Raw genomic sequence first — 14,029 nt, 5'->3', positions numbered from 1 at the left:
CTCCGGTTATTCGTTCAATGCCGCATGCCCAGACGTACCGCCCTGCCTTCTGCTTCGGTAGTCAGTCGGGTTCTCTCCCGTATATTTCATGAACACCTTTGTGAAATAACGCCGCTCCGCATACCCGACTTCCTTGGCGATTTGGGCTATGCTCTTGGCCGTTTCCCCCAGCATCGCCTTCGCTCGCTCCATTCGCTGACGCGTAACATATTCAATGAACGTTTCTCCGAACGTTTGCTTAAACAGCAGGCTGAAATAAGATGTGCTCAGCCCGACATGCGTCGCCGTCTCCTCTACGCTCAAATCACGGTATAAATTGCGATCCAGAAACGCTTTCGCCTCCGTCATCGAACGCTCGGATTGTTTTTTCTTGTCCATCGATTTTTCCGATACCGCATTCGTTACCTGACGGATGACCGACAGCAAATCCTTAATGCCAAACCGCCGGTCCAATCTCCGCCACAGCATATCCTCCTGCTCGCGCGAGAAAATCCCCATTTCCTTCATCTCCCGCATCAGATGAAGCACAAAGAAGTGCAGCAGCGGCTTGACGCGGTTGAGCGAGGGCTCGTTCATACGCTGCAGCAGCGTCGTGATGCCCTGCAATTCGTTGTCTACGCCGACAGAATCACCCCGCTTGACTGCTCCGATAATTTTCTCGGCGGTATCCCAGAATGCTTGATCGGCCTGCGATGATTTCTGCTGCTCGGACGGATACACCGCAATGCTATCGTGCTCCGGCGTTAGCTGCATGCCTTGCTGCACCAGCTTATAGGCTTGCGACAAGTCAGCCACTGCAGCAAATTCCCGGAATATCCCCGCAAACAATGACAGCTTTACATGGTTTTTAATGGCGGTCAGCAGCATTTCCGCCCAGCCCTTGATTAACGTTAGATCAAAGTCTGCTGACTTATCCGTTTCAATAAGGACGCACCATTCCCCGTCTCGTATCTGAATGACCGCATGATGCAGACCGTTCTGCTGCAGCCGTTCGCGAAGAACGTTGCAGACGGCGAAGTTCCACAGCTTTCGTTCCTTATCCGGCCAATCCCGCCAGTCCTTCGTCGACTCTGAGCTAACATCCAGATCAAGCACGATCAAGACGAACTGCTGCTGCTTCAGCTGCTGTTCGTCTCCGGTCAGCAGCCAGTTGTCTGCAGTCACATCGGTATAGTCCATAATAATGTCGTATAAAATTTTCTCGCTGGCCAGATCAATCATGCGGCCCAGCTTCTGCTTCTCTTCCTGCAGCTGCTTTTGTTTGTTCCGCTGGCTGGACATCACGCGCGCAATAACGCCGGTAAGCTCATCGTACGGAATAGGCTTCAGCACATAATCATTGACGCCGAACTGAATGGCCGTGCGCGTATAAGCAAAGTCCTGATAACCCGAGAGCATAATAATATCGCATGGCATCGCCTTATCCCGGATATGCCGCACGAGCTCCAAACCGTCCATTACCGGCATCCGGATGTCGCATAGCAATAAATCAAAGGAATGCTGCTCCATAAGCTCCAGCGCTTCCATGCCGTTTTTTGCCGTCCCACCGACAGTTAGACCGAGCATTTCCCAGGGAATAACCTTTTCTAGATTTCTCGTTATATGTGCTTCATCGTCGACTAAGAGCACTTTACCTGTCATAGCTGATCACCTCTGCTCTTCGGAATTACACAGCGAATAACGGTACCGCTGCCCTCTTGGCTGCAGATCCACAAGCCAAAAGCAGGGCCATAATGAATGCGTAAGCGATCGGCAACATTGCGAAGGCCAAGTCCTCTGCGCTCCCCGATCTCGGCGGCGTTTGACGGGCCGTTCGACGAGCCTTGCTCTGCCGTGAGCTTCTTAAGCACATTTGCGCTCATGCCAAGCCCGTTATCGCGAACCATAATGACAATTTGATAAGGCTCGATCAACACATCGATCACGATTTTGCCTTGACCATCCTCATAGCCGTCAAAGCCGTGCTGAATGCTGTTTTCTACCAATGGCTGCAGCGTAAGCTTAAGGATCGTGAAATCCAGAGCCTCTGCCGGCACATTCAGCTCATAAGAGAAAAGCTCCTCGAAACGGTACTTCTGAATTTCCAAGTAGCTGCGCACATGCTCAATCTCTTGGTTGATTCTAATTTCTTCCGTATGGTGCATGCTCGTACGCAGCAAATTGCTTAGTCTGCGCACCATCAGCATAATTTTGGCGCCTTCGTTCTGAGCGGCAAGCGCGTTGATCGACTCCAAAGTGTTGAATAGGAAATGGGGCTTAATCTGCGCCTGCATCAGCATCATCTCGGCATGCTGCTTGCGGGCTTGCTCCCGCCTGACCTCGCTGAGCAGGTTGCCGATTCGTTCAACCATGCTGTTAAAGCTATTGGCGAGGAGTACCGTTTCGTCCTTGCCGTGGGCGGTCACGCGGATATCAAGCAAGCCTTGCTCGACAAGCCTCATTTTGCGCACCACTTTAATAATCGATTTGGCTACGCGATTGACGAAGAAGACATTAAACAGAACGGCTGACAATACGCCCAGCACCGTTATCATGCCAATCCATTGCACGAATCTGACATTCTCGTTCGTTAGCGAGTTCCATGGCTTAACAGAGACCAGAATCCATTCGTTGCGATCCAATTGATAGGAGGATACCAAGCTGTCTATGCCTTCGAACTTTACCCTGGAGCTATTGTAGTTGCTCGTCTGCTGCGGCAGAGAATCAGTCTGTTCATTAATATTGTGGCCATCGAACTCGCTCTTGCTGTCGAGCATGATGAGCCCTGACTTATTAACGATCAAATATCTCGTCTCTGCGGCATCGGCCTGCGGATTCTGAAACGCTTTGAGCATCGCCGAAACTTCTTCCGTCTTGTACTGCGTAATCATAACGCCCAGATCATTAAACGTCTCGATATCCTTCACCACGCGCATTTGCGTGAATAGCGGCGGCTCAACGCCCGTCAGCTCCCTTTGCTCGTAAGGACCAATCCAAAGCGGGCGTCCCCCAAGCTTTAACACCTGATCATACGTCGAATGGGCTTTCAGCATATCGAAGGAAATCGGCTTAAAGGTCGTTGGATCGTTGCGGTAAGAGCGAAACATCGTACCGTCTTTCGCATAGAGAACCACGAAGCTGACGGCCGGATGCTGGAACAGGATTCTTTTCATCTCTTTCTCTGCTTGGTTGATGGCAATGAGCGTACTGGCGTCATTCGATGTGTAGGTGCTGTATTTCAGCGTATCCTGAACCTCGGAGCTCGTAAGATTGCCATCGGAAAGCTGATCCAGCTCGCGGAAGAAATAGCGGATGTTCCCGCCGACCGCCCTGAGCGAAATTTCCGTTTGCTCGCTATATTTTTTCTCAAGCAGCGTCTCTGAATTAAGAAAGGAGAAGATGCCGAGGCCAATCATCGGGATCACGATCAGGCATATGAAAGCAAGCATCAATTTCGGTCTCAGGTTCATCTGGCAGGCTCCTTCTTGTTTACCCCTTCACGCTTCCCGCCGTCATGCCTTCAATAATCTGCCGCTGTAAAAACACGTATACGGCAAGCACGGGTATAATGCTGATAATGACCGCAGCCGACAACGACGCAAAGTTCGTGCGATATCCGTCATTGAAGGTAGCCATGCCGGTTGGAAGCGTTTTGAGCGATTCGGACGTAATAAACAACTGCGATAATATATATTCGTTCCAATTGGATATGAAGTTGAGAATAAAGACGGTAACGAGTGCGGGCAGCGAAATCGGAATAATAACCTTGAAGAACAAGCCTACCGCCCCCAAGCCATCCACAATGCCCGCTTCCTCCAGCTCATTCGGTATCGAGAGCATAAAGGCATAAATGATAAACACGGTTATAGGCAATGCATATGTGCAGTATACCAAAATTAATGACCAATGCGTATCATACAAAGGTTGTCCGAATACTTTGATGCCCTGTACCAAACGGTACAAAGGAATAAACAGCGCGCCCGGCGGCACGATCAGCCCAAGCAATATGAATTGGTAAATCGCTTTGTTCGATTTTTTGTATTTCATGCGGGCGATCGCGAAGGAAGTCATCGCCGCGAACAGAAGCGTAAGCACGCAGGCAATGACCGTTACGAACGTACTGTTCCACGCATATTTCCCGATATTCGCCGTTTGCCATGCAGCTGCGTAATTGTCGAAGTTAAAGCTAGTAGGCAGAGACCAGGTATTAACCGTGATTTCACGGTTCGTTTTGAATGAAGACATGAACAGCCATAGCAGCGGGAACAGCAATACGATCACGTAACCGAACAGAAAGGTATGCATCCACCACTGCGAATTCCGTGTTTTTTCCATTAGTATTGCACCTCTTCGCTTTTCGTGATGCGCTGCAGAATGCCGGTCAGCACTAAAATAATAATGAACATCGCTACTCCAATCGCGCTTCCGTAACCAAGCTCCAGCGAACGGAAGCCTACTTTAAGCATATAGGTCGACATGACCTCCGTGGATTGGAACGGTCCGCCGTTCGTCATGATTTGTACGATATCGAGCACCTTCATCGTTCCCGAAACCGTGAGCAGCAGCATGACGAACAGGATCGGCCTAACGAGCGGTAGCGTAATGGACCATGTTTCCTGCCAGCCGTTTACCCCGTCCAGCTTGGAGGCTTCGACAATCTCTTTCGGAATGTTTAGAATCGCTGCCAAACAAAGCACAATGAAGAAGCCGATATTTTGCCAGGCATTGGCGATCAAGATCGAAAGCATCGCAAGCTTCGGATCAGACAGCCACTCGCGGGCCCAATCATCCGGCGCAACGAGGCGAATAAATTGATTGATCATGCCCGAATCATAGTTGTAGAGCACGCCAAACAGGATCGCAACCGTAGCCGTTGATATGACGACCGGTACGAACACGGCCGATTTGTAAAAGTCACGCATCCGTCTTACTTTGCTAATAATAATAGAAATCAAGAAGACGAGCGGAATGTTCACGATTAGGGAAAACGCCATGAAATAAAAGTTGTTGACTAATGCCTTTCTAAAAACCTCATCCTGCCAAAGCCTCGTGAAATTATCGAAGCCGATAAACACTTTTTCGGTAATGCCATCCCAGCGAAAAAAACCGTAGAAAAAGGATACGATAACGGGGTATACGAAAAACAAGGCATATAAAGCAAGCGTCGGAATAATGAACGCCACGTAAGTAATCGGATTTCTAAGTGCTCTGTTCATAATGTCCTCCTTTTACCCTGGCGTGAAAAGAGGATGTCCTCCTGGAAGGAAGGACATCCTCTCGCCCGTCACAGGATCGATTGTAATGTCTCGCGATTACTTCGCCGCGTTTGCTTTGTCTTGCGACGCTTGAATTTTTGCCGCTACTTTCTCCGGCGTGCTTACTTTTCCGATCAGTTCTTGGATGCCAACGTTTACGTCCGCGCCTACTGCCGGCTGAACGATTGCGTCATAAGCCTTCCAAGAAGTCGAAGCATTTGCCATAACCGTCAAAATTTCAGTTGTAAGCGGATCAACGCCGGACAAATCGCTAAGCTTCATGGAAGGAAGCAACTTATCTTCAACCAGCGTGCGTTTTTGAACTTCTTCCGTGAAGAAGTTCGCGATGAACTTCTTAGCCGCTGCAATTTGATCTTCGTTCAAATTGGCAGAGAAACCGAAACCATTCGAATATGATGCGTTAATGGACGTTTGGTCGCCTGCTCCGCCATCGATGGACGGGAAAGCAAAGTATCCAATTTGTCCTTTGAGCTCGCCTGCTTCGTCGCCGGAGAAACGGTTAGCGTCCCAAGTACCCGTGAATACCATTGCCGCTTTGCCAGAAAGCAATTGCGCGCCTTGGTCGGCATAGGCAAGGCCTAGAGCGCCTTTCGTGAAGTAATCCTTATTCACGAGCTCCGCGTACGAAGCAAAACCTTTTACGAAGTTTTCGTCCGTCCATTTTGCTTCGCCGGATACGACTTTGCTGAAGGCGTCAATGCCTACGTTGCGTTCCATAACCGTGTTCCAAAGCATGCCGTTTACCCAGCCGTCTTTGGCTGCAAGCCCGAACGGCGTGTAGCCTGCTGCTTTGATTTTCTCCGACACCTCAAGCAATTGCGCCCAAGTAGTAGGGATTTCCAAACCAAGCTCGGTGAAGATTTTTTTGTTGTAGAAGATCGCTTCGCTATAGCCGCCGAAAGGCAGGCCGTACACTTTGCCATCTACCGTGAACTCATCCAAGCTTGCGAATTTGTCTTTGAGACCAAGCTCATCAATGATTGGTGTCAGGTCGAGCATGCGATTTGCTTTCACATAAAGGTTAAGGTCTGCGCCGCCGAATACTTCAAATATATCGGGAGGGTTGCCAGCAGCCATTTCAGCCTTCAGCTTCTGATCGCGGTTAACGATCTCGTCAATGCCTTCAAGCTTGAACGTCAAGCCTTTGTTTTCATCCTGCGTTTTGGCTACGACATCCTCAAGAATTTTCAAACGTGTCTTGCTCGTTTCTTTAATTTGAGTATGTCGGAGCGACAACGTTACGTCCTTAGCTTCTACTGGCGGATCAGTCGCTTCGGCCGGCGTATTCGTACTGTTATTCGTACCCGTGTTTGTGTTCGTTTCTGCATTTCCGTTAGAGCCGCATGCCGATGCAACCAGCATGATCGATACCAATAGGGTCGCAATTACCGTAGATCTTTTTCTCATTCGGAAGACCTCCTCGTTTATGGTCGTACTTGTTTGCCTCGCACCTTTATTATAGTCGGGTCTGCTCCCAGCGCAGGAGGTCCAAAAAACGATAAGTTAGGGATACAATTCTCTTATTTTTCGCAAGAGGGATAAAATTGAATAGCCTGCCGGGTTATTATTCCCGACAGGCTATGTCAATGTTCATTCCATATTAGTAACGCATATCCCTCGTAATACCCTTGATAACCTCATAAAACTGCTGCCACTCCCCATTTGCTTCCTCATGGCTTCGTTCCTCGGCAGGCAATTCCTCAATACGATGTGAGGTTTGCTCAGCTTGATTGGCTTTTTGGGTGTCAAGCTGCAGCTTCTCCTGCTTTGCCCGCAAGCTGCCTTCAATCATTTATATCCCTCATCCCTTTAACCAGCCTTTTCGAAGCGCAAAAAGCTCGCGCAGATCCTCGGTTGTCATTTCGGTAATCCATTGCTCCGACTGTCCGACGACTTGATCATTAAGCGATTGCTTCCGCTCGATCATCTCGTCGATTTTCTCTTCCAGCGTGCCGAGCGTAATAAACTTATGCACCTGAACCTGCTTCGTCTGCCCGATGCGGAACGCCCGGTCGGTCGCCTGGTTCTCTACGGCCGGATTCCACCAGCGATCGAAGTGGAACACATGGTTCGCTGCCGTTAGATTCAACCCCGTCCCTCCGGCTTTCAACGAAAGGACGAAGGCGCAGCAAGGCTCATCGGCATTCTGGAACTGCTCAATCATCTGGTCGCGTTTCGCCTTTGGCACACCGCCATGCAAATACGGAACAGGCAGCCCGAGCTTCTCCTCCAGCATCTGCTTGAGCTGATGGCCCATATCGATGTACTGCGTGAAAATAAGGCAGCGCTCACCCTCTGCTGCAATTTCTTCGCACATCTCAAGCAGCCTAGCCACTTTGTTGGAGCGTTCGATTTCCCATGCAGCGGGTTTATCTTCGCCGCTAAGCAAGGAAGGATGGTCACACAGCTGCTTCAGCTTCGTTAATGCCGCAAGAATAAGACCTCTGCGCTGCATCGGGCCAAGCTTATCGAGGTTTTCGAGCAGGTCCGCAACCAAATTCTCATATAGGACGCCTTGCTCGGCCGTCAATGTCATATAGGTTTTAAATTCATTTTTATCCGGCAGCGAGAGCTGGATGTTCGGATCCTTTTTCACGCGGCGCAGCATAAACGGCTTCACCCAGCGTTGAAGGCCGGCAATCATTTTTTCGTCCCGCGTTTTCTCGATTGGCGCAACGACTTCCTTCCGGAATTCGTTAATATTGCCCAAGTAACCTGGATTAATGAAATCATAGATCGACCAAAGCTCCGTCAACCGGTTTTCCATCGGCGTTCCGGTTAACGCGATTCGATGCTGGGCAGGCAATCGTCTAATCGCCGTCGACTGCTTCGTATACACGTTTTTAATGTTTTGCGCCTCATCCAAGCATAACGCATCCCAATCGACTAGGCTCAAATCCTCTTCATCCAGCTGAGCCAGAGAGTATGACGTGATAACCAAATCAGCTTCAGCGACAGAGTCGCGGAAATGCTCGCCCTTCTCCCGCTTGTTCCCATAGTGAAGCATGACGCGAAGAGACGGCGCGAATTTCTCAAGCTCCTTCTCCCAGTTCCCGATAACCGATGTCGGGCATATCAGCAGGGAAGGTCCGTTCGATTGGAGCTTCCGCTCCTTTATATATACGAGATAAGCCATAAATTGAATGGTTTTCCCCAGTCCCATATCATCTGCAAGCACGCCGCCGAGCCCGAATTTCCTTAGAAAAAGAAGCCAAGATACGCCTTGATGCTGATAAGGGCGAAGCTCGCCTAGGAAAGACGGCGGAATTTCGGCAGACGGTATTTCCGATATTTGCTGCAGCTGCGTAAGCCAAGAGGTCATATGCTCATTCAGCTCGACCTCCGCTTCCAGCTCCGACTCCAGCTCCCCGCTGTCATCCAGCGGAATGCCGCCTCTTAGATGCATCTCAAGCACGTCACGGAAAGACAAGCCTTTGCGTTTGCCCATTCGTTTCAGCCACTGCTTGATTTGCGTGACATCCTGAGGATCCAAATGGACCCATTCTCCGCCTATATGGAAGAGCCTTCGGTTCTGCTCGGCAAGCTGCATAAACTCTGCTTCGGACAAATTGACATCGCCAAGCGCCAGCTTCCAATCAAACTGCACGATCTGGTCCAGACCGAACATCGGCTGCGCTGCCGAGCCTACCGAGGATTTCATCTTCGCTTTCAGCCTCAGCTTGCGCGTGCGCACCGCTTCCCACCAGCTGGGCAGCAGCACTGGGCAGCCAGCTTCCAACAGCTGAACGCTCGCATGCTCAAGGAAATTCCACGCTTCGTTGTCGGACAGCCTATCTCTCAGCTCGCTCTCATTCGAGGCAGCCTTCAGCTCAGGCAGGGCGGTTATCCATTTCAACTGTTCTTTAGCAAGCTTGCCCGCCAGAAGCGGCAGCCATTCGGCCTTAATTTCACGTTCGTCCTCCGTATCCGCCTCCCAGCTGCCATCCTTCTCATTGAACCGAATAGGCAGCCATGGGCCGCCGTCCCTGTCCTGCAATGCCGGGCGCAGCCGCCACACCGCTAACTCCGCAGGCTCAACAAGCTGCAGCGCGATCCGAAACGGAAGCACATCCTTCCGAAGTCCGATCGCGATGAGCCAATCTTCCTCATCCGCGGCTTTCCGCCTAAGGACAGCTTCGCCCGAGGCCGAGCTGATCGCCTTCCAAGCGCCCGCTGCCTGCTCGTTTTCTTCAATCATTTGCTCAATGGCTCCGCTGATCCAATGCTCGATGCCGATATCGCCATTAAGATGGGCAGCCCGTTCGTTGGTTTCCCATTGGAGGGAGAACGCTTGCTCTTTCTCCGGAACCGACATCCGCCATGCTCGCTTCTCGTCGTTCCAGCGTTCCCAATCCGGCGCAAACCAGCCGTTCAGCAGCGCCGTTCTTATTTGTTCAGCCATTTTGATCAAAACGCTTAAGCGATCCGTCCAATCCACCTGAAGTAGCCTGACATGCTGAGGCGAAGACAAGTAGTCCATGGCGAGCAATGGAGGAATCTTCAACAGCTTCCGTTCGCCTACGCTGATTTCCTCGACGTCTGCTCCGTACCACGACGCCTTATGCCAAGCGAACAATAGCGTTCGCAGCTTCCCGTCTGCCGCATCCTTACGGTCAACAGCGCTTAATAAAACGGAGGCGCCGCTCTCATCCTCGTTCCAAAATCCGTCTACCGTCAATTTGCGCGCGCCAATATGTGTTTTCATGTAACAATTTTCCCTTTCCACAGCTCTTCTTGGAACGCTCTAAGACGCTGATGCTTGTGTACAAGACCGCCTATATACTGCTCCCACCGCGCTGCATCCTTGTCGGCTTTGTAGAGCTTTTCAAGCTTCTTGAGCTGTTTAACGGCTACCCGGTAGCCTTGGCGGTTGCGCGTTTGAATCGATGCCTCTACGGACTGGTGATACAGCGGCATTAACGCACGCGGCGCAAGCTTGGCAATTTCCCTTAGCGCATGCGCGCCAACGTCCTCAGGGCGCGAGCCCACCAGCATTTGCAAATCCGCCCATTCCTCGTACCGCTTTTGATCCAGCCAATGATCCGATAATTCAGAATAGGAATGGGGCAGCAGCTGCGTCATGTATTCGGACCAGACCGGCATATCCGGACGATCAAGATCGGCTCTACGGCATAAGGTTACGAAAGGTCCCACAGACCTTCCGTTTTTGCCTTTGTTCACCCGTTCGAAAAGAAAGCTCATCCACTCGGCAACAAGCTCCCAACGTCCCTCTTCCATACGCTGTGCCGCGCATGGATACATCACTTTCTGCGAACGCTCAAAGGCCGTTAACGAGAAATGCTCGATTGCCTCTTTGTCCTGTCTATCCAAAAAGTACATAATCCCAATGGCAGTGTGCAAAAATGCTTTGTTTACGCTCTCCGGAGCTTCCTCCTTCGACTGCTGCACCATCGCCGAAAGCTCTCCTTCAAACCAGCTTCGGTTTTCGGCAAGCTTCTCGCAAAAAGCCAAATACATGTATTCCCAATCAAAAAGCTGCCGTTCCGTGCTGGATGCCCATAGCTTGACGTGAGAAATCAAAGCGTCCGCCCATGACTCTTCCCGCGGCTCCATTTCAGCAGGCGTCAGCTCCGAAACGAGCGTATATAAATGTTCAACCCAAGGCTCCGCCATACGGATGAATGACATTTCATGATAATATCTGCTGAACGAATCGACGGTATTGATCGCCTGCTCAGCTTGCTCAAGAACAAAAATAATCGCGGTCGACCAGTGCAGGCGCTGCATCGGCTTCTCCCAATCCTTGGAGAGCCCCTTCAGCGAGGAGAGCAAGGGCTGAAGCGCATGAAGCGAATGCCTGCATTTGCGCCATGTCTCGCCATGGGTAGCCTCCATCCATGCAAACCAGTCCTGAGCCGTTGCCGATTCCCCTGGATCCCTCGGGATGACGGGTACCGCCTCTGGCTGAGGAGCTTCCTGCACGCTCGGCTTGTTCTTGACAAACGTGCTTGCGGACGATAGTCCGAGCAAGCGGAAATAAGAGCGTTCGGCAAGCGTATGTCCGCCCTCCTGCTGACTGCAATATTGAAAATAAACGGCTGCCATGTGCTTGCAAAATCCAGAATAAGGACATGTGCAAGAGCTATACCTCAAATTGCCGGCATCCAGAATAACGGCATACAGATCCGAACCTTTCACCACTCCGTAGAGATGGTCCTGGCTTCCTTCGTTGGCACTGTTCACTTTGCCTTCCATATAGTACTGCCAGCCACGTTTCATGATCGTGGTCTCGACATGAACGTTAAGCTGTTGTTCCATCAGCGCGTGCAGCTTTTCATTGAGGTGCATTACAGACATTCACCCGCTTCCTTTCCGTTCACTTGCATTCTTACTATTATACCAAGCGAGAACCTCCGGTGCCATCATTTGGAGGCAAAACCACGATAACGATTAAAATAATTCAACGAGCAAGAAGAAACGTCTGATGGCGTCCTTTCGATAGACGCCATCTTCTCGGCGAAACATATAGAGAAAATTTGAGCAAACTCATAAGAACGCATGCGTGCTTACAGCTCACTCAATAGGGTTACTTGGCTGCTGCGAGAACATATAGGTGCTTACAGACACCCTTCAATGCTCGCTGCTACACCAATATGGCTATATAAGAACACATGTGCGCTTACAGCTCACTCAATAAGCTTACTTGGCTGCTGCGAGAACATATAGGTGCTTACAGATACCCTTCAATGCTCACTGCTACACCAATGTGGCTCTATAAGAACACATGTGTGCTAACAGCTCACTTAATAAGGTTACTTGGCTGCTGTTAGAACGTATAGGTGCTTTCAGCTAACTCTTAAGCTCTCGTCTACGCCAATAGGTACTTACAACTCCCCTTCTCCCCTACGCCAATTTGACTCCATATGCACACATACTTGCTCACAGCTACCGGTTTTGCATCAGTTCCTAAACCATAAAAAAAAGCCCGACTGCAGTTGTTATCCTGCGGTCAGGCGCTTCATTCCTATAATGGCATCTTCACGACAAATGTCAATTTTCCCGTCGGTTCGGCGGTAACGTATACGTCGCCTTTGTATTGCTTGGCGATGGATTTCACAATAGCAAGGCCCAAGCCTTGATGGTCCTGCTGCTTCGTGGAATAACCAGCCTCGAATATCGGCATGGCAACGGCTTCCGCCGCATTCTCGCAAGTATTCGTGATCGTGAATTCCAAAGCAGCTGCGGTCTGCTTGCCTACGAGCGTTACATGTCGGCGATCCTCGGTGTACTTCAGCACCTCATCAAACGCATTATCGATCAAATTGCCAAGCATCCGGTTCACATCGAGCGTTTTAACGCCCATTTCCTGCATATTGAGACCGGTAAAGGAACAGCTGAATTGAATCTTATGAATTTCCGCCTGCGAAATTTTGGAGCGCACGAGCGCGGCAATTGCCGGGTTTCCGATATTGATAATATCGTTCATGAGCCGAATATCGCCGGTCAGCTCCTTCGTGTAGGCTACAAGCTCTTGCGATTTGTTGAGCTCGGCCAAGGAATGAATCGTCTGCACATGGTTAAGGAAATCATGGCGCTGCGCACGAATCGAATGGAACATTTGGTTAATCTCTTCGACGTAGGTTTCTTGCGTCACGCGGACAACCTTTTCCTTCGACTGTCTATAATAACGCATAACCACAACGGCAATAAGCAAGCTAAAACCGGTTACGATCAGGATAATGATCCCTAAATTCAAAAACTGCGAATCCAGCTTGTCTTGAATAACATGATAATCAGACGATAGCATCAGCACGTAGCTATTCATCGGCTGGCCGTCTCGGTCCGTAATGTTAATGCCGCTTTCGTTCACAAAGGTTGGGATATACATTTTATAAATTTCTTGCCCGTTTATATTTTCGCGGTGCGTGACCGTTTTTTTGGAGAAATAGGCTTGGCGCACCAGCTCCGTATCCTTCGCCGACTTAATGGTATAAGAACCGTAGAAAATGGGCTCCTGCACTTTGTGTCCTTGCACATGCCCCTCCGTATTGATCGTTTCTTTGCCGTCAGGGAATGTCTCCGGATTTACGAACGCGATTTCCTTCAAGGAATCGCTGCTTTGCAGCGAGTTCTCGATCATCCGATGAACGCCTGTCGCGCTCTCATATTGCTCCTGCCGCTCGTAATTCACATAAGGATCAATCATGTAATTGGTTGCCCCGTCGAAGTAATAGCCCCACTTGTTAATTTGATCTACGTTAGTGGACGAGACCTCGAACGGCCCGCTCCAAAAGTTCGGCAGCGATTGCCCCAGCCAATCCACGGAGGCGTTCTTGTCATCAAAGAGCTGATTGAACACTTCGTACCAAGGCTTCCATGTCTTTGTGCTCTTATTCACTTGATTCGGATTCGTCGATTTATATAACACGATGTCATCCGGCAGCTTCTTGAGAAGCGTAATATGGCTAAGTCCCAGCTTGTCGCGAAGCTCTGCCAATTGCTCGGTCGTGACCTTTTCAACATCTGGATCAAGCGCATATTGAATGGCAATCGATGCTGCGCGAAGCTCTCGTCCGATTTGATTCTGGAACTGCTCCGATCCTTCCCTTGATTGCTCCAGCGAAATTTGCAGCCGTTTGGCAGCTGTGACAAGCTCTTCGTTAAACGATTCTTCCAATGTCCTTTTGGTTAAAAAATAATAGGCCGAGTTATTCAGTAAAACCAAAACGACTATAACACTTATAGCCACAAGCCAAATGTTGCGTTGCATCTCCTGCATCTTGCCCTTCTATCTATTATAGCTTTCATTATGT

9 protein-coding genes are annotated in these 14,029 nt (G+C 50.1%); all 9 read right to left on the bottom strand.

What is annotated here, in order from left to right; genetic code table 11:
• Nucleotides 1-6: 6 nt before the first annotated feature.
• Entirely contained in the window at nt 7-1,641 is a 1,635-nt protein-coding gene (locus AC0YN3_RS26645) for a response regulator transcription factor (RefSeq protein ID WP_475777942.1), read from the bottom strand.
• Nucleotides 1,638-3,449, bottom strand: coding sequence for a cache domain-containing sensor histidine kinase (locus AC0YN3_RS26640; RefSeq protein WP_475777941.1), 1,812 nt, complete (start codon nt 3,447-3,449; stop codon nt 1,638-1,640). Before AC0YN3_RS26640 ends, AC0YN3_RS26645 begins: the two co-directional genes overlap by 4 nt.
• Nucleotides 3,450-3,468: 19 nt before the next feature.
• Nucleotides 3,469-4,314 carry a carbohydrate ABC transporter permease gene (locus AC0YN3_RS26635; RefSeq protein WP_183569176.1) on the bottom strand — a complete coding sequence of 282 codons (846 nt, stop codon included), beginning with the start codon at nt 4,312-4,314 and terminating at the stop codon, nt 3,469-3,471.
• Nucleotides 4,314-5,195 carry a carbohydrate ABC transporter permease gene (locus AC0YN3_RS26630; RefSeq protein ID WP_475777940.1) on the bottom strand — a complete coding sequence of 294 codons (882 nt, stop codon included), beginning with the start codon at nt 5,193-5,195 and terminating at the stop codon, nt 4,314-4,316. The genes AC0YN3_RS26635 and AC0YN3_RS26630 overlap by 1 nt, the downstream gene beginning before the upstream one ends.
• A 96-nt stretch (nt 5,196-5,291) precedes the next feature.
• Nucleotides 5,292-6,662 (bottom strand): extracellular solute-binding protein, encoded by a 1,371-nt coding sequence (locus AC0YN3_RS26625; RefSeq protein WP_475777939.1) that lies wholly within the window; start codon nt 6,660-6,662, stop codon nt 5,292-5,294.
• Nucleotides 6,663-6,855: 193 nt separating this feature from the next.
• On the bottom strand, nt 6,856-7,047 hold the full coding sequence (locus AC0YN3_RS26620) for a hypothetical protein (RefSeq protein ID WP_475777938.1): 192 nt from the start codon (nt 7,045-7,047) through the stop codon (nt 6,856-6,858).
• Nucleotides 7,048-7,056: 9 nt separating this feature from the next.
• The gene (locus tag AC0YN3_RS26615) at nt 7,057-9,960 is read right to left on the bottom strand and encodes a DEAD/DEAH box helicase (protein ID WP_475777937.1); all 2,904 of its coding nucleotides are present in this window, start codon (nt 9,958-9,960) and stop codon (nt 7,057-7,059) included.
• Entirely contained in the window at nt 9,957-11,573 is a 1,617-nt protein-coding gene (locus AC0YN3_RS26610) for an SWIM zinc finger family protein (protein WP_475777936.1), read from the bottom strand. Before AC0YN3_RS26610 ends, AC0YN3_RS26615 begins: the two co-directional genes overlap by 4 nt.
• 667 nt (nt 11,574-12,240) lie before the next feature.
• Nucleotides 12,241-13,995 (bottom strand): sensor histidine kinase, encoded by a 1,755-nt coding sequence (locus AC0YN3_RS26605; RefSeq protein ID WP_475777935.1) that lies wholly within the window; start codon nt 13,993-13,995, stop codon nt 12,241-12,243.
• Between the last annotated feature and the right edge of the window lie 34 nt (nt 13,996-14,029).

Source organism: Paenibacillus sp. J22R232 (assembly GCF_056269165.1).
The sequence above is the reverse complement of the archived record's forward strand: the minus strand, read 5'-3'. Positions and strand labels throughout refer to the sequence as shown.

Coding starts and splice junctions, on each gene's coding strand:
- AC0YN3_RS26645 (WP_475777942.1), bottom strand. CDS start 1,641: ATGACAGGTAAAGTGCTCTTAGTCGACGATGAAGCACATATAACGAGA.
- AC0YN3_RS26620 (WP_475777938.1), bottom strand. CDS start 7,047: ATGATTGAAGGCAGCTTGCGGGCAAAGCAGGAGAAGCTGCAGCTTGAC.
- AC0YN3_RS26615 (WP_475777937.1), bottom strand. CDS start 9,960: ATGAAAACACATATTGGCGCGCGCAAATTGACGGTAGACGGATTTTGG.
- AC0YN3_RS26630 (WP_475777940.1), bottom strand. CDS start 5,195: ATGAACAGAGCACTTAGAAATCCGATTACTTACGTGGCGTTCATTATT.
- AC0YN3_RS26605 (WP_475777935.1), bottom strand. CDS start 13,995: ATGCAGGAGATGCAACGCAACATTTGGCTTGTGGCTATAAGTGTTATA.
- AC0YN3_RS26640 (WP_475777941.1), bottom strand. CDS start 3,449: ATGAACCTGAGACCGAAATTGATGCTTGCTTTCATATGCCTGATCGTG.
- AC0YN3_RS26625 (WP_475777939.1), bottom strand. CDS start 6,662: ATGAGAAAAAGATCTACGGTAATTGCGACCCTATTGGTATCGATCATG.
- AC0YN3_RS26610 (WP_475777936.1), bottom strand. CDS start 11,573: ATGTCTGTAATGCACCTCAATGAAAAGCTGCACGCGCTGATGGAACAA.
- AC0YN3_RS26635 (WP_183569176.1), bottom strand. CDS start 4,314: ATGGAAAAAACACGGAATTCGCAGTGGTGGATGCATACCTTTCTGTTC.